Origin of the sequence: Streptomyces sp. NPDC088350, assembly GCF_044753545.1 — a bacterium.
Taxonomy (GTDB): Bacteria; Actinomycetota; Actinomycetes; order Streptomycetales; family Streptomycetaceae; genus Streptomyces.
Genome location: NZ_JBIVNL010000006.1, coordinates 552448 through 575650, shown reverse-complemented (window position 1 = coordinate 575650; position 23203 = coordinate 552448). Strand labels below are relative to the sequence as shown.

Sequence of the window (23203 nt, the reverse complement as noted above, 5' to 3'; positions counted from 1 at the left end):
TGAGCACCGTTGGCCACATGTTAGCGATTCGTTGGTGCGACCTGATGTGATCACTTCATCGGATCTGGCCCGAGGGCGCGCGCGTACGACGCGCAGCTCGGGGGAGTGTCGCCGTCGTGGCCGGGTCCGGGGGACGCCAGAGGGCCCCGGTCGGCGGAGGTGACCGACCGGGCCCTCGTCCCTTACCGTCTCCCCAGGCCAGATACCGTCTCCCCGGGTCAGATGACGGGCGGACGGCCCAGCCGGGTCAGCCGCCATACCGTGCGCCAGCGCATCGGCCGCCGCTCCCCCGCCGGTTCGCGCACGCCCTCCATGAAGCCGCCGAACCAGGCCCGCAGCCCGGCGCGCGACCGCGTCCGTACGAGGGTGAGCAGCGTCCAGACGCCCAGGTGGACCGGGATCAGCGCGAGCGGGAGCCGGCGGCGGACCAGCCAGACGCGGTTGCGGGCGGTGACCCGGTAGTAGATGGCGTGCCGGGCGGGTGAGGTCTTGGGGTGCTGGAGGAGCAGCTCGGGGGCGTAGAGGACGCGCCAGCCGGCGTCGGCGGCCCGCCAGGCGAGGTCGGTCTCCTCGTGCGCGAAGAAGAACTCGGCCGGCCAGTCCCCCGTCTCCGCGAGCATCGCCATGCTGAGCGCGTGCCCGCCGCCGAGGAACCCGGTGACGTACCCGCCCTGCATCGGGTCCCCCGCGCCGACCCGGGGCACATGGCGGCGCTGGGTCTCCCCGTGCTCGTCGGCGATCCGGAAACCGACGATGCCGAGCCGGTCGTCGGCGGCGTACAGGTCGCGTACGCGGCGCAGCACGTCGGCGTCGACGAGCAGTCCGTCGTCGTCGAGTTCCACTACGACGTCCACGTCACCGAAGGCGCGGAGCCGGGCCAGGCCGACATTGCGGCCGCCGGGGCAGCCGAGGTTCTCGTCGAGGTCGATGACGGTGACCTCGCCGGGCAGGGAGAGCCGGTCGGTGAACTCGGGGAGCCGGCAGCCGTTTCCGACGATCACGACGCGGGTGGGCGGGAGGTCCTGCTTGGCCACGGACTCCAGGAGCGCGTCGACCTCGGCGGGCCGGTTTCCCATGGTCACCACGGCGACGGCGATCCTCGGCTCCACCACGTCCCTCACTCCATCCGGCCATCCGGCGATGCCCGCGCACTACCCGCGCAGCACTCACCGTTCACCAAGATGTTGCCTCAGATCGACCGGTTGCTCCGACTCAAGTTCATTTTGCGGGACCTTTGTTGCCGCTTTGCCGGTTTTCCCTCCGCCGCACGAACTTCAGCCCCGACCAGTCGTCCCCCAGCGCGGCGACCTTCACGTCGACGACCCCGAGGGGGAGGAACAGGTCGCGCAGGGCGTTCTCCGTGATGTCACTGACATGGCCCGCGGCCTTGCGGGGCCACGCGATCCAGAGCATGGCGGTGTCGGCGAGCTCCCGGACGAGATCCGGGCATTCCGCGTCGAGTCGCTTCCGGTCCTGGTAGAAGGCGACGGTGACGTCGGCGCCGCGCGGGGTGCCGGCCGCCACCTCGCAGTCGTCGGGCAGTCCGGGGACGGCCCAGTCGCCGGGGGCGTGGTGCAGGTGCAGCCGGTGGCCCGGTCTGACGCCGATCTTCTTGGCGAGGGAGGTGGCGGAGTAACCTCCGGCCGGGGTGGGGGAGTTGCTCATGACCTGCCCTTCGTCCCGTGCACCGTTATGCGGAAGAGACACCCGGTTCACCTGATGATCCAGGGGCGCTGTTAGCCTCCTGTGCATCTTGCATGGGGGGACAGCCGGGGGGCTGTACATACGCAGACACGTCACGGTATTCGCCGGCGCGCGTGTACATGTACACGCGCACGCGGCCACCGCCGTCCCGCCACGCCCGCCCTGTTCTCGTCCAGGAGGCCGCGTTGGCCCGTCGTACCACCGCCCGTGGCGTCGTCGCCGCGTTGGCGGTTCTTGTCGTGGCCGCCGGTACCGGGCCGCTGTCCGTGCCGGCCGGTGCGGTGGGGAACACCCCTGTCGCGGCGGACACGGTCTTCCAGTCGGACCGTTACCTCCCGCGCGGCGACCGCATCTTCAGTGCCGGCCCGAGCGGCTATCTACATGCGCGGGAGGGTACTTCGGGATACCTGTGGACGTCGTACGACAGTGGTACGACGACTGCCGCGCTGGGAGATGTCGCCCGGCTCGAAGTCCCCGGGTACCTGGGCTCGTCGTCCGACATCGTGACCGAGGTCGTCTCGCCCACCTCGAAGGTCGTCCTCAAGGACATGGCCACGGGTACGAGCACGGAGGTCGCCCTCACACACGGCAGGTACTGGGCGACCTACGGCACCCATGTGCTGGCTCAGGCAAGCACCGTCGGCGGCGGGCACGCGCTGTATCTGTACGGCGGCGGCGCGCCCGCCGAAGGCGCGCTCGTCGAGGGATTGCCGGCCGATGTCACCGACAACTACACCGTCATGGGCGGGGACAGCGGCACCGTGGTGGTCCGCTACCTCCTGGCAGGCCAGTACCACTTGGCACTGGTGGACCTCGCCGCCGCGAAGGTCACCGCCGACGTGCCGGTGGCCGCCGCACCGACAGCCGTCGCACTGAGCGGCGACCGCCTTGTCTGGTCCGCGTCCGGCAGCGGCACGGCACACGTCCTGGACCGTGCCGACCTCTCCGCCGCCGGGACGACGGTGACCCTGCCCGGCACCGAGGGCAGCCCCTACCTGGGGATCGCCGGACGCTGGCTGGTCGTGGCGCGTTCCGTGCCCGGGGACCCGCACAACTGGGTCGACAAGTCCGGCGAACCGCTCATGGCCGTCCCCCTCGCGGGCGGCGACGCGGTCACCCTGCTCCGGCACGCGAACACCTCGGTCACCGCGACACCGGACGGCGGCCTGCTGGTCGCGGGCGGCGCCGACTCCGCGCACTGGGCGGTGCGCGAGGTCACCGACACGGGCGCGGACACGCCGGCATCGACGGAGGTGACCGCCGTACCGCCGGTGGCCGCGACGATCGACCGGCTGTCCCTGCAGAACGGCACCCTGGCCACCGACGAGCGCAACACCACCTTCATGGGTGCCTACTACTCCCGTCAGGTCTCGGTCACCGGCACCTCCTACTCGCCGAGCGCGCCGGTCTGGCAGACGTGGGACGGCCGCGGGACGGGTCCGTACGCCACCGGCGAGGGACACGCGGTGACGTTCACGGCGTCGCCCGACCCCTCCATAGGGTCGTACCTCCAGTCGATCGACACCGACCCGGTGGGCTTCTATCTGCCCTCCGCCACCGGAAGCGTCCTCGACATCTCCGGCCGCTACGCGATCGTCAACGGCTCCTCCCCCGCCAAGCAGTACGTCGGCGACCTCGGCGTCCACACCGACCTCCAGCCCGTCGTCACCCGCTCCGTCACCGCCGCCTCCGTCTGGGGCACCAAGCTGTGGACCCCGGGGACCGGCAACGGCGTGGTCACCGCGAAGGACCTGAAGACCGGCAGGAGCACCGACACCGTCAGCACCGGCGCCCCGTGCGTCGCCAAGGAGTTGCAGGTCGTCGGCCGGTGGATCTACTGGTCCTGCGGGACGACCGCCGCGGCCGGCGTCTGGGACCGTACGGCGAAGAAGAACATCACCGTCCCGTCCGGCGAGGCGCTGCTCGGTGACGGCTATCTCGTCCGGCACGACACCGCGGCCGGGGAACTCCGGCTCACCGCCTTCGCGGACGGCACCGCGACCACCCGCACGATCGGCGCGCTCGCCGCGGGCGCGGCCAACTCCAGCCTGCGCGGGGTGAGTTGGACGGTGGACAAGTTCGGCGGACCGGCGGCCTACGTCGACGCCGAGCACCGTATCCATCTGGTGCCGAGCGGGGTCACCCCGCAGCCGCTCGCCGTCACCGAGTCCGACGCGACCCAGAGCGACGCGATCGCCGACCCGTGGTGGCAGTACCGCGCGGTGCTCTCCCGGCCCGCCGCCTCCTGGACGGCGACGCTGACCAGCAAGGTCACCGGCAAGGCGGTGCGGACGTACACCGGCGGCGAGGTGGACGGCGCGCTCACCGCGCGCTGGGACCTGCGTGACAGCGTGGGCGCGCTCGTGCCCAACGGGGCGTACACCTTCACGCTGACGGCCACGCCCGCCGACGGCTCGGGGCCGGCGCCGACGATGTCGCGGACGGTGGCCGTGTCCACCGGTGCCGCCGTGCGCCGCGACTTCACCAACCGCACGACCTGGGGACCGGACGGCATCGGCGACGTCCTCGCCCTCTCCTCGAACGGTGTCGTCACCTACCGCCCCGGCAACGGCACCGGCGGTTTCTCCGGCGCGATGTCGGCCTCGGGCTGGCCCTCGACGGTGACCCTGGTCCCGTTCGGCGACCTGAACAAGGACCGCCAGAACGACGTCCTCGTCCGCTTCGCGAGCGGCGAACTCCGCGTCTACCGCACCTTCCGCGGCCAGGCGTTCACCACCTCCACCCCGCACACCTCGCTGGGCACCGGCTGGAACCAGTACAACGTGCTGACCTCCCCCGGCGACCTCACCGGCGACGGCCTCCCCGACCTGATCGCCCGCAAGGCGTCCACCGGCGAGGTCTTCCTCTACAAGGGCACCAGTGCGGGCAAGCTGTCGGCGCGGGTGCGCATCGCGACCGGCTGGTCCGGCTACAAGAAGATCGTCGGCGTCGGCGACTTCAACGGCGACGGCCGCGGCGACCTCCTCGCCCAGGACAGGTCCAACACCCTGTGGCGCTACGACGGCACCGGCACCGGCGGCTTCAAGCCCCGCGTGAAGCTGGCCGCCGACTGGGGCTCGTCCTACAACGCCGTCATCGGAGTCGGCGACCTCACCGGCGACGGGAAGGCCGATCTCGTCTCCCGCGACACCGCGGGCACCGTGTGGCGCAACACCGGTGACGGGAAAGGGTCGTTCGGGCCCCGGGTGAAGGTCGCCACGGGCTGGCAGACGTACAAGAACCTGTTCTGACACCGACGTTCGTTCCGCTACGACAACGGCGCCCCGTCTCGGTCGAGACGGGGCGCCGCTTCTCAACCGTCCGCGTCCTGAGGTCAGTCGGCGACCTCGAACGTGGCGGTCTTGGACGCGAACGTCGTACCGCAGGTCCGTCCTGGTCGGCGCCAGCTTCGAACTCGCGGGCCAGGCTACGACCTTGAGGCCGCCGGCGAGGGAGAGGCGGAGGGCGCGCTTGGGCATGGACATGGGAGATCCCCCTGGTGGTGTGGGTGGTGACGGGAGCGGTGGTCGACCGCTTCCCTCGATGTGATCGAGCCTAGGAGCGGGCCGGGGCGCGGTCCTCGGGCTGGAGGACGGTTGCCGCGTCGAACCAGAGATAGAGAGGGCGGGGACCCGAATCCCCCTTCAGCCCGAGTCGGGCCCCTCACCTGCACCCATAGCCTGTGAATGTCATGAACCGAACCGACGACCGGCTGCTCCCGGTCCTGCTGATCTGCGCCCAGGCCCTGGTGTGGCCGGGGGTCCCGCTGCTGCGCGGCACCGTGCCGGCCGCGGCCGACCTGCTCGTGGCCGCCCTGGTCGCCGGACCGGTCACGGCCGCGCTCGCCCTGCGCCGCACCCGCCCGGTGACCGCACTCGTCGTGGTCGCGGCGGCCTGCGCGCTCGGCGCCGGACCCCTCCCCACCGGCGCGATGGCGGTCCTCGGTACCGCGGGCGTCGCGCTCGCCCTGTTCACCGTGGCGACCGAGCGCGACACCTTCACCACCGTCCTGAGCGTGGTCACCCTCGCCGCCTGGCAGCTGCTCCAGAACATCACCCTGCACGGCCTCAGCGACCACGACGGCCTCGACCTCGTCCTGACCGCCCTCCTCTACGGCACCGCGTGCGGCGCGGGCCTGTTCGTACGGCGCACCCGTCGCGCCCGCCAGGCCGCCGCACTCCTCCTGAACCGCGCCGAGACCGAACGCCACCGGCTCCCGGCGGCCGAACGGCGCCGCATGGAACGGGAGTTGCACGACGTCAGCGCCCACCACCTCACCGCCGTGGTCGTCACCGCCGGCGCCGCACTCGGCCTGCGCGAACGCCGCCCCGAACTCGCCGCCGAAGCACTGGAGTTCGCAATCGAGACCGGCCGCGAGGTCACCCGCGCACTCGGCGCGGTCCGCGCACCGGCCCCCTCCCGCGAGGAACTCCCGTCCCCGGAGGAGCGGTTGGGGGCCCTGATCGCGGGCTTCCGCCGCCTCGGCCAACCGGTGGACCACGAGATCGACCCCCTCCCGGACGGCACCCTCGCCGACGCGGCCTACGGCATCGTCCGCGAGGCCCTGACCAACGTGGCCCGCCACGCGCCGGGCGCCCACACCACGGTGACCTGCCGCTACGGCGACACCCGCACCGACGTCGTGATCACCAGCGCGGCACCCCCGTCCACCACCCCGGCCCACGCCGCGAACCTCGGCGGCGGCCGAGGCCAGGCCTTCCTCCGCTCCCGGGCCCGGGAAGCAGGCGGCACCCTGACCACCGGCCCGACGGCGGACGGCGGCTGGGAGGTGCGGGCGACCCTGCCCGGCCGCACGGCGGCCCCGGTGGAGCAAACCGTTCCGTCGAGCTACCGCGCGGCCCAGGTGGTCGCCGCGATCGGCCTGTGCGTACAGCCCCTGCTACCGGCCCTGATCATCCGAACGGCGACGGCGTCGAGCGGTTCGCACGTCTCGGCGGGGGTCCTGTTCGCCCTGCTGGCAGCGGCCCAGGCGGTAGCACTGCTGTGGCTGCGCAGGTCGCCACGGCTGGCACAGGTCGCGCTCCTGGGCTTGGCTCTGCTGTGGCCAATGGCAATGAGGGTGGGCGACTACACCGGCCCAGTACTGTTTCCACCAACGCTGAGCATGCTGGCAACTTGCGTGGCGCCAGGCGCTTTTAAGGGGCGCGGGGCTGTGTCGAATTGCGGCTCCGCCGCGGGGCGCGCCCAGCCCCCACCGGCCCGCGCCTACCGACTACCTCAAGTCCCCTTCTCTCTCTTTCCAGTCGCAGCCACAGCCGCACATGCCACCGCCCTGGCCACCGCCGTCCTACACCGCGGCACAACCATCCCCGCCTGGTCGGTCACAGCGGCAGCAACTGTCTTTGCCGCCTTGGTAATCGGTGCGGCCCACTACGGCGGAGCCGCGCGCGACAGACGCGACAAGGCCGCTCAGGACACCCAAGCCCAACGCCTCGCCACCTGGACCGAGGAAGCCGTTAGAGACGCCTGGTCCGAACGCCGCAGAATCGCCGCCGGCCTCGAATCCACCGTCCTCGCCAGAACCACCGACATGATCGCGGAAGCACAGGCCGGCCACCTGGACGCGACAGCGACCCGCGCCCGCGAGGCCCTCGCCGCGATGCGCGCCCTGCTCGACGCGGTCCGCGACGGCGACCCGGCCCCCGAACTCCGCCCCCAGCCCACCCTCCAGGCCCTCGACCTGCTCGCCCACCAGTGCCGGGCCACCGGCCGTGACGTGGAGATGCGCCTCACCGCCCGGGTACCGGAACGGCTCCCCACCGAGGTCGACCTGGCGGCCTACCACGTCGCCGAGACCCTGCTCGCGACCGGCGACGACGAACCCGCCGTACTCGAACTCGACGCGGCGGAGGGCATGTTGACGATCACGGCGACCGGTGTGCCGCGGGCCGCCGGCACCGCCGTACGGGACCGGCTGACCGCGCGGATCGCGCCGCTCGGCGGCACACTGACCGCCGGGCGCCCGCCGGGCACGGTCCGGCTCCGGCTGCCGCTCGTGGCGGTGCCGGACGACGAGGGGACACAACGATGAGCCTCAGGGTGCTGGTCGTCGACGACCAGGGCATCGTCCGGGCGGGCTTCGCCGCCGTGATCGACGCCGAGGACGACATGACGGTCGTAGGAGAGGCCGCCGACGGGGTGACGGCGGTGGTGCTCGCCGCCGAACTGGCGCCCGACGTGGTCGTGATGGACGTACGGATGCCCGAGATGGACGGTATCGCCGCGACCCGGATCATCACGGGACGGGAGGACGCGCCCCGGGTGCTCGTGCTGACCACCTTCGATCTCGACGCGTATGTCTTCGACGCGTTGCGCGCGGGAGCCTCCGGGTTCCTCCTCAAGGACGTGCACGCCTCCGAACTCCTGCACGGCATCCGGGTGGTGGCGGGCGGCGAGAGCGTGCTCGCGCCGTCCGCGACCCGGCGGCTGATCGGCCACTACGCGTCCGGCGCGGGCACGGGATTCCGCTCCGACGGCGGGAGCGGCCCGCGCGAGCTGGAGAGCCTCACCGACAGCCAGCGCACCGTCCTCGCCCTGCTCGCCTCCGGCCTCAACAACGCGGAGATCGCCGGGGAGTTGGGCATCACCGTCGGCACCGTCAAGTCCCATGTGAACGCCCTGCTCCGCAAACTCGGCCTGCGCGACCGCGTCCAGGCCACGATCCTCGCCTACGACCTCGGCATCACCCGCCCGAACCCGCCCGGCACCGACCACCTCTGACCCGCGACCCCCAGGAGTACCTCCCGTGACCGGTACCGACACCCCTGCCGACCGATCGCCGCTGCGCCGACTGGGCCGACTGGGCCGGAACCTCCGCAATCCCTTCGCCCTCGGCTACCTCGTGCTCTGCGGGGGCCTGGTCGTGTGGGCACTCGCCGTGAGCGTCGCCGACGACTCGGGCGAGTCCATGGCGGGCGTCGTTCCCCTGCTGACCACGGCCCCGGCGAGCCTGGTGTTCCTCGTGCTGCCGGACGGCGCCGCGATGCTCGTCGTCGCCATGGTCGTCGGGGCGCTCGTCAACGCCTCGGTCATCGGCTGGTGCGCCCGCGCGCTGGGCCGCGGCGGCCGTCCGGATCCGACGCCCTGAGCCGACGCCCTGAGCCCGCGTCCTGAGCCGGCGTCCTGAGCCCGCGTCCTGAGCCGGCGTCCTGGGCTCCGGGTGGGGCTACGCTGTCGGTGAGGCCCCAGTCCCCGGTATCGACGCTGTCGCCATACCCCGGGGAGGTCCCTGCATCATGCGTCAACTGACTCGACTGACCCAGCCGACCACAACCCGTGACGAGCGGTCGCTGCCGGCGACCGCGCCCGCGGCGGGCGACGCGGCCCTGCTGGCCGAGAACGTCGCGCTGCGCGCCGAGAACGAGCAGCTGGGGCAGGCCATGGCGACCCGCGCGGTCATCGACCAGGCACGCGGCATGGTGATGGCCCTCGCACCGTGCTCCGCCGACCGGGCCTGGGACCTGCTGGTCGGGGTCTCGCAGCACTGCAACATCAAGCTCCGGGTGGTGGCGGAGGCGCTGGTCGCCACGACACGGGACGAGCCCCTCCCGGCCCCGATCGGGCGGGAGCTGCGCCTGGCGCTGCGGCGCCTGCACGCGACGGACGGGACATGAGCGATGCGCGCCGGACGGCACCGGGAGCTGTGGGCCCAACTCTCCGGCGCCTTCGTCCCGAACGGCCGTCGGACGCCCCTGGTGGGTAGCCCGGCCTGCGGAATCCAAACCCCTCCAGATTATCCGGGCCGCTGGGTCCGGTCGTTGTGGGCGAGACCGTCCGGGTGGTCCTCCGTACGCTCACCGAGCGGAAGGACCAGTACACGTACGGCAGTTGTGTCGGGCTCGCGCTCGATCCGCCCCACCTCCTGCCAGCCCCAGCCCTTGAGGGCGGCGAGGGTCCACCGGGCGGACTGGTCCACCAACGTGACGCCCAGCGAGGCCTGGTGATCGGTGAGCAGCCGCTCCTGCATCCGGCGGGCGAGCCCGCGGGCGTGCTGGTGCGGATGGACGAGGGTTTCCAGGATCGCGAACACATGCCCGGACGCGGTCAGTTGCTCCAGGTTCTGCGGCAACGGCCCGTCGAAGCCCCGCCACCACGACCCGTCGCGCGGCACGGAGAACCCGCAGACACAGCCGGCCAGGGCCGCCGCCTCGGCGACGAGCATGTCGAACCCCGGCAGCTTGACGTCGTCCGCGAGCCGGACCAGGAACTTCTGCCGGTCGCGGAACTCCTCGCCCGCCTCGGCGTCGGAGGACTCCACGTACAGGTCCGCCAGATCCTCCCGCATGCCCTCCGCCTGCCAGCGGTTCAGCCGGCGCAGCCGCACCGTGTCCATGGCGTCCGCGGCGCCCGTGACGGACGGCTTCGGGACTTCGGGTTCGTGCGCTTGCCGCGCGGTGCTCATGAGGCGCCTCGGTTCGGAAGACCGGGAGGGAAGAGGGTTGGTGCGGCGCCGGGGGCTGGGACGTCTCCTCAGCAGCATAGCCGCGGATCGCCGCCGCACCACGGCCGGTTGGGGCACGGACACCCACCCGAGTGCGCCGGTTTGAAAAGGGTCCGTCCGGGCAGTCGTCCCCTGTGCTTCGGACCGGAGGCACCCCCGTGGGAGCGGTGTTCACTGCTCCCCCACGCACTGCGGTCCGCCGGCCCCACGGTGAGCGACACCACCGACGAGGGAGCACGTCCCCATGCAGGCCGACCGCACCCGTAAGTCCCGTACCACCAAACGTTCCTACGACGACTCCCCCGACACCGCCGAGTCGTTCCGCCGGCTCGCCGCGCTGCCCGCCGGTCCGGAGCGGTCCGCGCTGTGCCAGGAGCTGGTGGTCGCCTGGATGCCGATGGCCGTACGGCTGGCCCGGCGCTTCCGGCATCGCGGTGAGACCTTCGACGACCTCGCGCAGGTCGCCCAACTCGGCCTGGTCAAGGCGGTGTCCAGGTTCGACCCGAGTCTCGGCTCCGCCTTCCCGAGCTTCGCCGTACCGACGATCCTCGGCGAGGTGAAGCGGCACTTCCGTGACGAACTCTGGGTCGTCCATGTCCCGCGCCGCGTACAGGAGTTGCGCGGCCAGGTCCGCTCCGCCGACTACGAACTGAGCGCCACGCGGGGCGGGATGACATCCGCCGTCCCCGAGATCGCCGCGCACGCCGGGCTGACCGAGGCCGAAGTGCGGTTAGGACAGGGGGCGTTGGAGGCGTACACCGCCTGGTCGCTGGACGCCGTACCCGGACACCCCACGGACGGTCACCCGTTGACCGACACCCTCGGCGGCGTCGAGCCCGACTTCGATCTGATCGTCGACCGCGAGGCGCTGCGCCCCCTGCTGCGGGCCCTGCCCGCCCGCGAACGCGAGATCCTCTACCTGCGGTTCTTCTGCGAGATGACACAGGCCCGCATCGGTCTGCGGCTCGGTGTCTCCCAGATGCACGTCTCCCGGCTGATCTCCCGCACCTGCGCCCGTCTGCACGACCAGGTGATGGCCGAGCCGCGCGTCGCGAAGAGGGCGGCCTGACGGGTCAGACGGCCAGTCCGGGGAGGGGCTCGGAGGCGTCGATGAAGGCACGGGCCACGTCGGACAGGCGCCGGTTGTGGGAGCGGGCGTAGGCGCGCAGCGCGGTGAAGGCCTGTTCCATGTCGACGCCCCGGCGTTCGGCGAGTTTGCCCTTGGCCTGCTCGATCAGGATGCGGCTGTTCAGGGCGCTCTGCAGCTGCTCGTTGAGGATCGTGCTGCGGTGGGTGGTGCGTTGCTGCAACAGGCTGATCGTGGCCACGTCCGCCAGGGCCTGGGCGATGAGGGTGCCGGCGGGGTCGAAGGGGCCGGGTTCGGCGCGGAACAGGTTCAGGGCGCCGACGACCTCGTCCCGCAGCCGCATCGGCAGCGCCTGTACGGCGGTGAAACCGCTGCGGTGGGCGGCGGTGGCGAACCGCGGCCAGCGCTCGACCTCCCGGGTCAGGTCGGTGACGAGCACGGGTGCGCCGGTGCGGTAGCACTCCAGGCAGGGGCCCTCGTCGCTCTGCAACTGGAAGAGCTCCAGCAGTCGCACCTGCTCGTCGGAGGCGGCCATCACGCGCAGTTCGCCGTCGCGGTCGGCGAGCAGGAGCCCGGCGGCACTCGCGCCGAGCAGGCCGACACAGCGATCGGTGAGCAGGCGCAGGAAGTCGATCAGGTCGAAGTCGGCGACCAGGTTGTCCGCCAGCTCGACGAACGTCTTGGCCAGGAGCTGCTGATTCATCATGAACACCCTCATTGCGTCAGGTCAGGTCTGGTCGTTGTCGTCGCGCTGGTCGTGGTCGCCGGGCCGGTCGTGGTCGTCGGGGTCAGCGGAGTCAGCGGAGTCAGCGGAGTCAGCGGGGTCAGCGGGGTCCGGAGAGAAGCGCAGCCGGTGGGCCACGACGTCGGCGGCCACGTCGGCGAGCCGGCGCCCCCGCATATAGGCATGGGCGCGCAGTCGTACGAAGGCCTCGTCGATGCCGGTACCCAGCTGGACGGTGAGGATGCCGGTGGCCTGGTCGATCTCGGTCCGGTAGCCGCCCAGATCCTCGAAGTCCCGTGCCGCGGCCGGGGTGTTGACCGGCGGGGCGCTCTCGTCGATGCGGGCGTCGAGCAGGAGCAGCGTCGCGAGCTCGGCGAAGGCGAGCGCGTCGGCCAGCTGTTCCGGGTCCAGGACGGTCGGCACGTCGGCGTACAGGTCCAGGACTCCCGGGCTGATCGCCCCGATCTGGAGGGGCAGCGCGAAGACGGCGCGTGCCCCGGCCTCCAGGGCCGCGTCGGCGAACACCGCCCAGTGGTCCTGGAGCCGGCCGTTCAGCAGGTCGGGGGTCAGGACGGCGGAGCCGTGCAGGAAGGCGTCCACGCAGGGCCCCTCGCCCAACGTGAGCTGTAGCTCCTCCAGTTGCTCGCTGATGTCGTCGGTGCTGCACAGCGGATGGCTCGCCGCGGCCGTGGACGTCGTGGGCCTGGACATCGCGGACAGCCCGGCTCCGCCGACCGGGAGCGCGGCCACGGCGGCGGTGCACACGTCGGCGACACCCACCGGGCCGCCGTGCAGCGCGGCCTGCTCGGCGACCAGCACCTGGACCCGGGCGGACCGGTTGTCGGACCTCACCCGGACCACCTGGCCGATGTCCGGGGGACGGAGCGGAGCGGGCGGGCGTCAGCTGGGGGCATGTGTCGTATCGGCATCGGAGTCGACCCGCTTCCCGCCCAGGGAGAAGACGGGCGCGGGGGTCGGGGCGGCCGGGGCGGCCGGGGCGGGGACGGTCGGCGCGGGTGTTCCGGGGAGCGCGGGCGGTTCGGGGAGCGCGGGCGGTTCGGGGAGCGCGGGCGGTTCGGGGAGCGCGGGGAGTTCGGCGATCGCCGGCCGCGTACCGGCGGTCCTGCGGGCGAACTCCGCGTCGGTCTCCCGCCCTTGGTGCTCGAAGAACCGGAGTATCTCCACCGGGAACGGCATGACGAGGGTGCTGTTCTTCTCCGCGGAGACGTCCACCACCGTCTGCAACAGGCGCAGTTGGAGCGCGCCCGGGGTGTCGGCCATGGTCGCGGCGGCGGCGCTCAGCCGCTGCGACGCCTGGAACTCGCCGTCGGCGGCGATGACCCGGGCCCGGCGCTCCCGCTCGGCCTCGGCCTGCTTGGACATGGAGCGCATCATCGACTCCGGGAGGGCGATGTCCTTGATCTCCACACGTTCGATGCGCAGCCCCCAGGGTTCCTCGGTGGGGGCGTCCATCACCTTCTTGAGCTCGGCGTTGATGAGGTCGCGGTCGGAGAGCAGCGTGTCCAGATCCGCCCGGCCGATCACCGCGCGCAACGAGGTCTGGGCGATCTGGGAGACGGCGCCGGGATAGTCACGGACGTTCACCAGGGCCTTCACCGGGTCGATGACCTTGAAGTAGACGACCGCGTCGACGGTGAGCGTCACGTTGTCGGCGGTGATCGATCCCTGCGGCGGGATGCTGAGCACCTCGGTCTGGACGGACACCTTCCGCATCCGGTCCCCGATCGGCCGGATGACCCGCAGACCGGGCTCGCGGATCTCCGGCAGCAGCCGCCCGAAGCGGAACACCACGCCCTTCTCGTACTGCTGGACGTTGCGCAGGCTCGCCGCGACCAGCACCAGCCCGATCGCGGCGACCAGCACCAGCACAGTGATCAGCACACCCATGGCTCTCACATTCCTGTCGTCTGTGGCGCGGCCGGGGTCCTGGGCTGCTGTCGAGGCTGTGCTACGTCAGTTACATCAGTCACGTCGGCTGGTGACTCACTTCTCCGGCGCTCCGGCCCGGCTCCGTGCCGGGGGCCGTGCGCTTCCGTCGTCGCGGTGGTCTCGCTGGTCGGGCCGGTCGCCGGTGCCGCTCGTGCCGGCACGGCTGCGCGCCTTGTGGGTGGCCGAGGGCGCCGACCCCCGGACGACCGGGCGGGAGCGGTCGTAGGGGAAGGCGTTGACGCGCTCGGCGCGCTGGTTGCGGAGTCGGTGGATCAGGAAGCCGCCCGCACCGACCATCGCGAGCAGCACGATCACGGTCACGGTCACGGAGTTGCCCATGCCCGTCACACACCCGGCGCCGGAGCCGGTACCTCTACCGCTACCGGAAGGCGTGCCGCCTCTTCCATCAGCGCGCTCGCGGTCGACGTGCGCGAGGGGTCGCTCGCGGCGGCCATCAGCCAGGCGGCCGTGGTGGGGTCCGTCTCCGGCGGGACGATCAGCAGGTCCCAGCGGGAGGTGCGGTACGAGAGGAGAAGCAGCTGGTGCGGGTCCTGTTCGGCCAGGAACCAGCCCACCTTCACCACATGCCCGGCGACGGGCACCTTGCGCGGGAAGTCGGCCGGCCAGTGCGTGGGGTTCACCGTGATCCTGGTGATCCGCCCCCACAGCGAGTCGAGTACGGCGGCCAACGGGGGAAGTTCCGCGGCCAGATCACGGGACCGGGGCCACCAGGCACCGTCCAGCAGAGCCGGTGCCGAACCAAGGGGAGCGAGCGACATCCGGACGGGCGGAGCGGCGACGGCCCGGTCCTCGAGTGTCGGCGCGTACGAAACGGGCGCAGTCATGACGCGAACCCTGCTCTGGACCGGTCGCAACCGGCCCGGCGTATTCAATCGCCGAAAACGACACGGGCGTGGAGGCCGGTGCGCGGAGTACCCTCGGTAACTTCCAGCCTACTCCTCGGACCTACGCTTTCCCGGGCCGCGGACGCTGTCCCGCACCGCCCCGCCGAAACCCCGCACCCCCAGCTCCCGAGCAACTCCACACTGGGGAGCGATCCTCGTATCCCTCGCGGCGGGCGGACTCGCCCCATGGTGCTGCCGGTCGTAGATCACCAGAGCGGCGAGGGAGAAGGCCGAACGCATGTGACGTACGCGCGCCCACCCCTAAAGTCACCCCATGACCCGCCCGCCGAACGGCCCTCGTACTTACGGCCGAGGCCGACGCCCCCAACCGGCCGTTGTACCGAGGCGGCGGACGCGGTCGCAGGAGGAGTCTCTGAGCAGAGCAGCCGGTACGGACCGGCCGCACCGCGAACCGAGGAGCACCCCATGAAGCGCATCGTCATTGCCCTGGCCGTGGCCGCAGTACTGGCGGCCGGCGTCGTGGTCGCATGGAACGTGTTCGACAACTCGTCGGTCGCCACCGCGAGCGGAGCGGATCACACGGTGCCGCGTGCCGAGGTCGAGAAGCAGGCCAAGGAGAACTACGCCATCCCCTTCGTCCAGGACGGCCCGCAGTCCGTGAGCTGCCCCGGCGGGCTGCGCGCGAAGATGGACTACACCGTGGAGTGCACCGCCGTCTTCAAGGGCCGGACCAAGAAGATGCTGATCTCCGTGACCGGAGTGGACGGCGACAGGGTGAGCTTCGACTACGGCCTGACGAAGTAGAAGTAGAAGTAGAGATAGAGACGGAGATAGAGACAGGTGCCCGACTCAGCGGTCGCCGACCACCCCGCACCGCCAGGCCCACGCGGCGATCTCCACCCGGTTCCGCAGCCTCAACTTGCTCTGAATGCTGGCCATATGAGTCTTGACGGTGGAGAGCGAGACGAACAGTTCCGCGCAGATCTCCTGATTGGTCCGCCCGTCGGCGACCAGCCGGACCACATCAAGTTCCCGTCCTGTCAGGGGACTTGAGGACACCTCGGCCCGCCGGGCATCCGCCGCGGGCCGTTGCTCCCCGATCCGCTCCAACAGCCGTACGGTCACGGCAGGCGAGACCAGCGCGTCGCCGCGCGAAGCCGCCCGCACCGCCTCCACCAGCAACCCGGGCCCCGCGTCCTTCAGCAGAAACCCGCAGGCACCCCCGTGCAACGCGCCGTAGACGTAGTCGTCCTGGTCGAAGGTGGTCACGACCACCACCCGCAACGGGTCCACGGCCTTCGGCCCCGCGAGCAGCCGGGTCACCTCCAGCCCGTCGAGTCCCGGCATCCGGATGTCGACGAGGCACACGTCGGGCCGCAGCCTCCTGGCCAGTTCCACGCACTCCACGCCGTCGGCCGCCTCGCCCACCACCTCGATGTCGGGCTGGAGTTGGAGGATCAACCGGAAACCGGTACGCACCATTTCCTGGTCGTCGGCGATCAGAACCCGGATCCGTCGCGCTGAACCACCGGCGCTGGCGCCGTCGCTGGCATCGGTCATGCGGGCGATCCTGTCACAGCCCCCCGCAACGGAAACTCCGCCGTCAGCCGCCAGCCCCCGTCCTCCGCCCGGCTCGCGTGCAACGTGCCACCGACGGCCTCGGTACGTTCCGCCAGCCCGACGAGTCCCAACCCGCCCCGCCCGCCCAGCGGTTCGGCGTTCGGCGCCGCCCGCCGCGCAGGCGGCGCGTTGTGCACCTCCACCCGAAGCCGCCGCACACCCCCGCCTCCCCCCTCACCCTCACCCTCCCCCGACAACCCGACCCGCACCGACACGGCCGGCGACCCCGCCGCATGACGGCGTACGTTCGTCAGCCCCTCCCGCACCACGTTCCGCACGGACGTCTCCACCTCGGGATCGGGCCGCGCCTGCCGTGCCTCGGCCGCGACCTGGAGCGTGGCGGGGGCGTCGCGTTCGGCGAACGCGGCGACCAGTTCGCCCAGTTCGGCGAAGAGATCCCCCGGCCGCACCGCCCGTCCGTCGTCCTCGCGCAGCACCCGCACCAACTTCCGCATGGACTGCAGGGTTTCGGACCCGGCCTGCTCGATGTGCCGCAGCAACGGGTCCACCTGCTCGGGCGCGCTCTCCCGGATCGCCCGCGCGGCCTGCGCCTGCACAACGATCCCGGTGACGTGGTGGGCGACGAAGTCGTGCAGTTCCCGGGCGAGTTCGAGCCGCTCGCTCTGCCGCACCGCGTCGACCGCACGCCTTCTACGGTCGTCGAGGCTGCGCAGATAACAACCGAGGCCGACGGCCCCGCCCGTGGGGAAGGTGAGAAGGAAGGAGAAGCCAACTCCGCCGCCCTCCAGTCGCGTTGGTGCCGCGATCACGGCGACGGCGAGTGCGGCACCCAGCACCGCGGCGGGCCAGGGCGGCGTCACATCCTGCGTCGTACGCACCAGCAGAAGCAGCAGGCACAACGTCTCCAACAGCCCCCAGCCCGCGAACGTCGGCGTCACGGACCCGAGAAGTCCCAGCGTGACCGCCCAGGAGACGGCCACCGCGACCCCCGCGCCCCAGGCCAACACCCCCGGCCTGCCCGGCAGCAGCAGCGCCACGGCGGCCACGACACCCGGGACCAGCCGCCACCACACCCCGCTCCCCTCCAGCCCGGCGACGGTCGCGACGCCGGCCACATCGAGCACCCACAACAGCGCCATGACCACGGCCAACGCGGTGAGTGCGGTACGGCGGGACAGCCGGGAAAGGGGAGTCTGATCGTCTGGGTCTCGCACAACTCGCAGCGTAGGGGCACCCCTTGCCGAACGGCCTCGGCCGAAAGGACGACGCGACGAAGCCGAACGGTGCCGGGAACGAGGTCCGACCAGGTCATCTCACCGCAGTGATCGTGCCAGCCGTCTCCGTGAGCTTCTTCCGGCCGAGCAGTTCGCTGATGTCCGACTCCAGGCATTCACGGATGTCCCGGCCCGCCCGCCGCCAGCCGAAGAACTCACAAGCCTGTCGGACGAGTTCGTCCCGCGACATCCCAGGACATTCGGCCGCGAGCTCGTACAGCGCCAACTGCCTTTCCGCGGGGGCGATATGCGCGGCCTTGCGTGGCACGTCGTCGCCGTACGGCGTACGCGCGTCCAGTGCGTCCCGGCCCGCCAGGTCCAGGAACCCACCGTTGACGGTGACGGTGCCCGCGCGGACAAGGCCTCGTACCACCTCGCGGACGTTGTCACGGATCCTGTTGCCTGCTCGGGCCAGACCCCACGCTTCACGGGCCCGCTGAACCAGCAGATCCTCATGGATGGGGCCTTCGATCCCGATGACCCTGTTCAGAAGCTTGCGCAGGGCCGGCCGGGCCTCCAGGGTGTGCAGTTCGTGAGGCGAATCGACGGACATGTCACCCATCTCATACAGGGCGCTCCACGGGCGGTCCGGCTCCGTGTCGACCGGAACGCGTTGGTGGTCCGCCGGAACGACGACGGTCGCGGGCGCGGCCCCTGGGCTCGACGAATCGCTGCCCCTGTCCCTTCCCGGGACAGCCGTGATGTTCTCCGGCGCGCCGTCGCCCGCCGGCGGTACGACCGCCGCGGCGTTCGCAAGAACCGAGAGCGGGCCCCTGGCGACCGCGAGTTCGACAGCCTCGCGCAGCCGCAGCTCGGCAGCGGCTCGGCTCCGGTACCAGTCGGTTCCCCAGATTCGGTAGAGCTGCCAGCCCAGGCCCGCGAGGACCTGTTCGCGAAGGCGGTCCCGGTCCCTGGCGGCCTTGGAGGAGTGGTACATGGCCCCGTCGCACTCGATACCGAGGGCGTACGAGCCCGGGGCCTCCGGATGGCGGACGCCTAGGTCGATGCGGTAACCGGCCACACCGACCTGCGGCTGAACCCGGTAGCCCCAACCGCGCAGTACCTGAAGAACAGACTCCTCGAAGGGGCTGTCCGGTTCGGCGTCGGCCTGGATCACGTCCTGGGCGAGGACGGCGGGCCCGTTCTCCGCGTACTCCAGATACCTCTTGAGGTGCTGGACGCTCTCGTTCGTACTGTCGGGAAGTCGGCTGCTCCGGAAGGAGGCGACGGCCTCCATCCGGAAGCGGGCCCGAGTGACGGCGACGTTGAGCCGACGCCAGCCGCCCTCCTTGTTGATGGGCCCGAAGTTCAGCCCGAGTGTGCCGTGCTCGTCCGGCCCGTAGCCGATGGACATGATCATGACGTCGCGCTCGTCGCCCTGCACCGATTCGAGATTCTTGACGAAGAAACCGTCGAGCCTGTCCTCGGTGAAGCAGTGGTTCAGGTCGGGACGGCGCAGCCGGGCCTGCTGGACGGCCTGATCGATGGCCGATGCCTGAGCCTGGGAGAGAGCGACGACGCCGAGGGTGCGGCCGGGACGTGTGTCGAAGTGGTGGATGACCCGCTCGGCCACGAGTTCCGCCTCGCCGCGGTTGTCACGGCGGCCACCGCGGTCGTAGACGCCGTCGGCCTTGATGAAGGCAACACCGACGTCGTTGCCGTGGTCCAGGGCGCCGGGGAAGGTCACCATGGAGTTAGCGTAGAAGGACCGGTTGCTGAAGGTGATCAGGTCCTCGTGGCGGCTGCGGTAGTGCCAGCGCAGGGGCAGTTCCCGCATGGCACCGGCCTTGCAGGCGTGCAGAAGTGACTCGAAAGTATCGGGAACGTCTTCGTCGTACTCGTCGGAGTCGTCCTCGACAGAGGAGTCGAAGAACGATGTGGGCGGCAGCTGCTTCTCGTCGCCGGCGACCACCAGAGAACTCCCCCGGTAGATGCAGTTGATCGCGTCGGCAGGTCGGACCTGTGACGCCTCGTCAAAAACGACGACATCGAAGTGGTAGTCGGCGGGGAGGAACTGACTGACCGTCAACGGGCTCATCATGAAGCACGGTTTGATCAGCTGTACTACTTCCCGGGTCCTGCCCAGCAGTTCACGCACCGGCATGTGCCGCCTCTTCAGCTCCGCCTGCCGGGTGATCACTGCGGCGGCGCCTCCGCCGAACCGGCGCGGCCTGCGCCTGTTGCACGACTCGATGACGGCTCCGCCCGCGGCGGCGACAAGCCGGCGGTCGGCCTCCTGGAAGTCCGCCACCCGGGCGTTCAGATCGTCGGCACGAGTGGTCCGCAGCCTCGGATCAGTGGCCAGGATGTCGTCGGCCCAGGCCCTGAGCACCGCCTGCTCGACAACTGCGGGCAGTTGCTCCGGCAGGACTCGGCGCTCGGCCGCACGGGGGACGAGGTCATCGGCGCCGTAGCGGGCCAGCACGGCAAGCGCGTCACCATGCGCCAGCCATTCCTCCGGGCCCTGGGTGTCGGACAGGAGGATGTCGAGAAGCTGCCGGGCCTGGCCGAGCGTGCCCAGCAGTACCGGGGACAGTTGCGCCCGCCGCGCGGGATCGAAGAGGCCGAGCAGCGCGGTCGCCGCTTCCGTCCAGCGCGCGGCCCGGTACGTCGCGGCCTCGCACCAGTCGGCGAGCGAGTTCCGCGCGCTGTCGGCGAGCAACCGCGGCAGCGGATCGGATTCGGTGTCGTCGGCCAGGCGTGCGGCGGGCAGGTCCCGGTTGACGGCGTCAGCGGTCAACTCGCGCACGCGGTCGGCGGTTGCCAGTGCCCGGTCGAGCACGACCAGATCCTGGCTCGTCCGCGGGGTGTAGCGGCCAAGAAGTTCCCTGTGCAGGTCAGCCTGCCGAACGACCTCGGCGGCCGTATTCTGCCAGGCCAGCGCGTGTTCCAGCCGTCCCAGTAGCGCCTTGTTCCAGGTGCCGTTCCGGGTGAGCCTCACGAGAGCACGGCGGTCGTCCTTGTACCGGGTCGAAAAGCGTGCCATGACTCCCCGGTGCTGCTCGGCGAAGCGCCCTACCAACTCGGGCAGTTCCGCGTCGGCCAGCACCTGCTCGCCGAAGACGTCTTCCGCTGTCCGACGCGCAGTTGTCTCCGCGGCGACGGCCGCTCTCAGCTCGTCCGCCGCCTGATGCGCCCGGTGCAAGGCGGAGCCGTCGAACCACTGTCGCAGCGGGCGGTCTGCGGCAGCCGTCAGGTCGGCCAGTTCGAAGAGTTCGAACGCCGTGCCGGCCGTCTCCGGCTTGGGCATGCCGAACAGGTCGGCGAGCTGGGCAAGGGTGCCCGAGAGATCTTCCGGAAGGACGACGCCTGATTCCGCCGGCTCGCGAGCGGGCAGACCGGCGCTCAGTGCACGTACGGTCTGCCTGAGATCGTGCGCGGTCCGCGGCTCGGGAACCGTGGTCGCGAAGGGGCGGCGCTCGGCAGCTGTCAACAGGGCTTCGAATGCGTCGGCGGCGTCGGAGAGGACGCTGAGCGCCGAGGTACCCACCAGTCCGCGCCAGGCGAACGCCTCCCCCTCGACTGCCGGGCGCCATGCCCGGCCAAGGGCCCCGGCGGCTTCCATGAGTGCCTGGAGCGCCCCGGCGCTGAGCTTCTCGACGGTCTTGGCGTTTCTGACACCGAGCGTCAGCTGCGGGGTGCCGGCCTGCTCAAGAAGCACCAGACGGCCCAGAACGTCGTGCAGAGTGCGCCGGAGCGGTTCTCGCATCTGGTTCATACCCGCCGCGTAGGCGGACAGCTCCTCACGCAGTCGGCGCGCTCGGTCGAGTTCGTGCTCGGCCGCCCCGGTGATCCGTACCTCCGTCGTCAGCACCCGCGAGAGTTCCGTGGCGACGGCCTTCTTACTCGTGTCGCCGCTGTGCAGGGCCATCACGAAATCGTCGAGGCCGACACCGCGCAGGCGATTGCGGACCACGTCGAGGGCCGCCGCTTTCTCACTCACGAAAAGCACGGATCGGCCGGCGTGCATCAGGCCGGCGATCATGTTGGTGATGGTCTGGCTCTTGCCCGTACCCGGCGGGCCACTCATGACGAACGACCGGCCTTCGAGGGCAGCCGCGATGCACTGCCGCTGCGAGGAGTCCGCGTCCAGGACGAGCGGGGTGCGCTCCGGCAGCTGAACCTCGTCGATGCGGTCCAACTCCGGCGGTTCGAAGCCGATCAGGTCGTCGGGCAGCCCGGAGTCGGGGCCGAGGGCGACGGCCCGCACCAACTGATGGGCCAGAATCCGCTCCTCGTTCTGCTGGAGATCCTGGTACATGGCCTCCTTGTACGAGGCGAACAGACCGAGCACCACCCGCTCGCTGACCGACCATCCGTCCTGTGACAGGGCGATTTTCCGAGCTGCGCCGAGTACCGCCTGAAGATCGGTCACGTCGGTGCCGGTGACGGGGCTCCAGTCGACGCCCAGCCGGTCCAGCTTGACCGCCAGCGCCGGGTTGTGGATCCGGTCCTGGTCCTCCGCAAGGTGCAGACGGGTCCGCCCTGCGATGTCCCGCCGCAGCTCCACCGGAACGAGCAGAAGGGGGGCCGCACTGCTCTCGTGCGCTCCGTCCTCCCGCCAGTCGAGCATTCCGACACCCAGCCACAGCACCCACAGGCCGTAGTCGTTGTACATCTGGCCCGACTTCTGCCGCAGTTGGTAGAGCGCGGAGTCCAGGGTGGCCTGGGTGGTCTTCTGCGTCACCAGACCGGAAGCACCGGGCCCACGCGCGCCGACGGGTTCAAGGTCGTACGCCTCCGAGCTGTCCGTCTCCTGCTGCTCCTCGATCGCAGCGAAGGACCATCCCCGGGTCAGCGAGGAAAGGACGGCCGCCGCGTCCGGCGACGTGACTTCCAGAGTCGCGGTCCTGGTATGGCGAAAGTTGAGCAGCCTGTTGCGACCGCCCAGATCGAGCAGGGAGGTGCGCCAGCCGCTGAGGACGGTCTTCAACCGGTCGAGACCTGGGTCGCTGCTGCCAGGGTGCACAACACCGGTCGTTTGCCGGTTGGACATACGGATGACCTCCTGATCACGGACTGTGCAGGAGGCGACACACCTCGGACCCCCCGGGCTCAGTAGTTATCAGCCCAGTCCACCCAACACAGCCGTAATCACAACTCTCGATGCGAATCCGTTGCCCCTGGCTGGGAATGTGCTTCACGAGCGCGGCACGGAAGGCTCCGCCCTGAACGCCGCCTGCGCCCGATCAGCAGTCCGATCCCGGGGGGGGATGAGCAACGCCTGATCCGAGCCCGTCACCGACCGAAGGCCCTGGACCGCGGCCCCTGAGGCGGAAGCCTTCCGCGTGGCGCGGGACATCTACAGCCCCTCCCCAACCGTCCCGAAAAAAGCAAAAGCCCCAGGTCACGGCGAGTGAGTCCTGAGGCTTCGGCAGAGCCGCCTTCGGGATTCGAACCCTAGACCTACGCATTACGAGACCATGAGTGATCATGTCGTTTGGTGCCGTGCCGTGCTGCCAAGTGACGTTCAGGCCGATCAGAGCACGTACGGCCGGTTGTCCTGTGCCGCCTCGTTCGACGTCGTCCAAAGGCGTCCGGCCACCCAGCGGCCAC

The 23203-nt window shown here is 70.9% G+C and carries 18 protein-coding genes; 7 read left to right on the top strand and 11 right to left on the bottom strand.

The window, feature by feature from the left end; genetic code table 11:
* Positions 1-218 precede the first annotated feature (218 nt).
* Together ACIQBL_RS24020 and ACIQBL_RS24015 are read right to left on the bottom strand one after the other, a co-directional pair.
* The gene (locus ACIQBL_RS24020) at positions 219-1112 is read right to left on the bottom strand and encodes a glycosyltransferase family 2 protein (RefSeq protein WP_401944875.1); all 894 of its coding nucleotides are present in this window, start codon (positions 1110-1112) and stop codon (positions 219-221) included.
* Positions 1113-1218: 106 nt separating this feature from the next.
* On the bottom strand, positions 1219-1665 hold the full coding sequence (locus ACIQBL_RS24015) for a DUF3052 domain-containing protein (RefSeq protein ID WP_401944873.1): 447 nt from the start codon (positions 1663-1665) through the stop codon (positions 1219-1221).
* 224 nt (positions 1666-1889) lie between these two features.
* On the opposite strand from ACIQBL_RS24015, the gene ACIQBL_RS24010 reads away from it, so the two are divergent.
* From ACIQBL_RS24010 to ACIQBL_RS23990, 5 genes are all read left to right on the top strand, one after another.
* Entirely contained in the window at positions 1890-4955 is a 3066-nt protein-coding gene (locus tag ACIQBL_RS24010) for an FG-GAP-like repeat-containing protein (RefSeq protein ID WP_401944871.1), read from the top strand.
* Positions 4956-5395: 440 nt separating this feature from the next.
* Positions 5396-7756 carry a histidine kinase gene (locus tag ACIQBL_RS24005; protein WP_401944869.1) on the top strand — a complete coding sequence of 787 codons (2361 nt, stop codon included), beginning with the start codon at positions 5396-5398 and terminating at the stop codon, positions 7754-7756.
* Positions 7753-8445 (top strand): response regulator, encoded by a 693-nt coding sequence (locus ACIQBL_RS24000; RefSeq protein WP_401944868.1) that lies wholly within the window; start codon positions 7753-7755, stop codon positions 8443-8445. Before ACIQBL_RS24005 ends, ACIQBL_RS24000 begins: the two co-directional genes overlap by 4 nt.
* A 25-nt stretch (positions 8446-8470) precedes the next feature.
* A complete protein-coding gene (locus tag ACIQBL_RS23995; protein WP_401944866.1) occupies positions 8471-8812 on the top strand; it encodes an SCO4225 family membrane protein in 342 nt (113 codons plus the stop codon).
* Positions 8813-8960: 148 nt separating this feature from the next.
* Positions 8961-9338 (top strand): ANTAR domain-containing protein, encoded by a 378-nt coding sequence (locus ACIQBL_RS23990; RefSeq protein WP_401944864.1) that lies wholly within the window; start codon positions 8961-8963, stop codon positions 9336-9338.
* Positions 9339-9457: 119 nt separating this feature from the next.
* Here the strand turns inward: ACIQBL_RS23990 and ACIQBL_RS23985 are convergent, their stop codons facing one another.
* Entirely contained in the window at positions 9458-10126 is a 669-nt protein-coding gene (locus ACIQBL_RS23985; protein WP_401944862.1) for a hypothetical protein, read from the bottom strand.
* A gap of 283 nt (positions 10127-10409) precedes the next feature.
* On the opposite strand from ACIQBL_RS23985, the gene ACIQBL_RS23980 reads away from it, so the two are divergent.
* Complete coding sequence (locus ACIQBL_RS23980) at positions 10410-11234, top strand: SigB/SigF/SigG family RNA polymerase sigma factor (protein ID WP_401944860.1); 825 nt, start codon at positions 10410-10412, stop codon at positions 11232-11234.
* A gap of 4 nt (positions 11235-11238) precedes the next feature.
* Here the strand turns inward: ACIQBL_RS23980 and ACIQBL_RS23975 are convergent, their stop codons facing one another.
* The 5 genes from ACIQBL_RS23975 to ACIQBL_RS23955 all read right to left on the bottom strand — a co-directional run bounded on the left by ACIQBL_RS23975 (position 11239) and on the right by ACIQBL_RS23955 (position 14771).
* Positions 11239-11955, bottom strand: coding sequence for an ANTAR domain-containing protein (locus ACIQBL_RS23975; RefSeq protein ID WP_401945072.1), 717 nt, complete (start codon positions 11953-11955; stop codon positions 11239-11241).
* Positions 11956-11979: 24 nt separating this feature from the next.
* Positions 11980-12828, bottom strand: a complete 849-nt coding sequence (locus ACIQBL_RS23970) for a GAF and ANTAR domain-containing protein (protein WP_401944858.1) — start codon at positions 12826-12828, stop codon at positions 11980-11982.
* Between the two features lie 48 nt (positions 12829-12876).
* Positions 12877-13884, bottom strand: coding sequence for an SPFH domain-containing protein (locus ACIQBL_RS23965; protein WP_401944856.1), 1008 nt, complete (start codon positions 13882-13884; stop codon positions 12877-12879).
* Between the two features lie 96 nt (positions 13885-13980).
* Positions 13981-14265, bottom strand: a complete 285-nt coding sequence (locus ACIQBL_RS23960; protein WP_401944854.1) for a hypothetical protein — start codon at positions 14263-14265, stop codon at positions 13981-13983.
* A gap of 5 nt (positions 14266-14270) precedes the next feature.
* Positions 14271-14771: a DUF5994 family protein gene (locus tag ACIQBL_RS23955; RefSeq protein WP_401944852.1), complete on the bottom strand. Its 501-nt coding sequence runs from the start codon at positions 14769-14771 to the stop codon at positions 14271-14273.
* Between the two features lie 486 nt (positions 14772-15257).
* Between ACIQBL_RS23955 and ACIQBL_RS23950 the strand changes: the two genes are divergently transcribed.
* Positions 15258-15596: a DUF4333 domain-containing protein gene (locus ACIQBL_RS23950; protein ID WP_401944850.1), complete on the top strand. Its 339-nt coding sequence runs from the start codon at positions 15258-15260 to the stop codon at positions 15594-15596.
* A gap of 45 nt (positions 15597-15641) precedes the next feature.
* Here ACIQBL_RS23950 and ACIQBL_RS23945 read toward each other — a convergent pair whose 3' ends face one another.
* The 3 genes from ACIQBL_RS23945 to ACIQBL_RS23935 form a co-directional block, all read right to left on the bottom strand.
* Positions 15642-16352: a response regulator gene (locus ACIQBL_RS23945; RefSeq protein ID WP_401944848.1), complete on the bottom strand. Its 711-nt coding sequence runs from the start codon at positions 16350-16352 to the stop codon at positions 15642-15644.
* Positions 16349-17587, bottom strand: coding sequence for a sensor histidine kinase (locus ACIQBL_RS23940; protein ID WP_401944846.1), 1239 nt, complete (start codon positions 17585-17587; stop codon positions 16349-16351). Before ACIQBL_RS23940 ends, ACIQBL_RS23945 begins: the two co-directional genes overlap by 4 nt.
* Positions 17588-17681: 94 nt before the next feature.
* A complete protein-coding gene (locus ACIQBL_RS23935) occupies positions 17682-22643 on the bottom strand; it encodes a DUF3320 domain-containing protein (protein ID WP_401944844.1) in 4962 nt (1653 codons plus the stop codon).
* Positions 22644-23203: the final 560 nt, after the last annotated feature.

Excerpts from the sequence above, each read along its gene's own strand:
- ACIQBL_RS23950 (WP_401944850.1), top strand. The coding sequence starts at position 15,258 with ATGAAGCGCATCGTCATTGCCCTGGCCGTGGCCGCAGTACTGGCGGCC.
- ACIQBL_RS24005 (WP_401944869.1), top strand. The coding sequence starts at position 5,396 with ATGAACCGAACCGACGACCGGCTGCTCCCGGTCCTGCTGATCTGCGCC.
- ACIQBL_RS23985 (WP_401944862.1), bottom strand. The coding sequence starts at position 10,126 with ATGAGCACCGCGCGGCAAGCGCACGAACCCGAAGTCCCGAAGCCGTCC.
- ACIQBL_RS23935 (WP_401944844.1), bottom strand. The coding sequence starts at position 22,643 with ATGTCCAACCGGCAAACGACCGGTGTTGTGCACCCTGGCAGCAGCGAC.
- ACIQBL_RS23990 (WP_401944864.1), top strand. The coding sequence starts at position 8,961 with ATGCGTCAACTGACTCGACTGACCCAGCCGACCACAACCCGTGACGAG.
- ACIQBL_RS23945 (WP_401944848.1), bottom strand. The coding sequence starts at position 16,352 with ATGACCGATGCCAGCGACGGCGCCAGCGCCGGTGGTTCAGCGCGACGG.
- ACIQBL_RS23965 (WP_401944856.1), bottom strand. The coding sequence starts at position 13,884 with ATGGGTGTGCTGATCACTGTGCTGGTGCTGGTCGCCGCGATCGGGCTG.
- ACIQBL_RS23975 (WP_401945072.1), bottom strand. The coding sequence starts at position 11,955 with ATGAATCAGCAGCTCCTGGCCAAGACGTTCGTCGAGCTGGCGGACAAC.
- ACIQBL_RS23960 (WP_401944854.1), bottom strand. The coding sequence starts at position 14,265 with ATGGGCAACTCCGTGACCGTGACCGTGATCGTGCTGCTCGCGATGGTC.
- ACIQBL_RS23955 (WP_401944852.1), bottom strand. The coding sequence starts at position 14,771 with ATGACTGCGCCCGTTTCGTACGCGCCGACACTCGAGGACCGGGCCGTC.
- ACIQBL_RS23980 (WP_401944860.1), top strand. The coding sequence starts at position 10,410 with ATGCAGGCCGACCGCACCCGTAAGTCCCGTACCACCAAACGTTCCTAC.
- ACIQBL_RS24015 (WP_401944873.1), bottom strand. The coding sequence starts at position 1,665 with ATGAGCAACTCCCCCACCCCGGCCGGAGGTTACTCCGCCACCTCCCTC.
- ACIQBL_RS24000 (WP_401944868.1), top strand. The coding sequence starts at position 7,753 with ATGAGCCTCAGGGTGCTGGTCGTCGACGACCAGGGCATCGTCCGGGCG.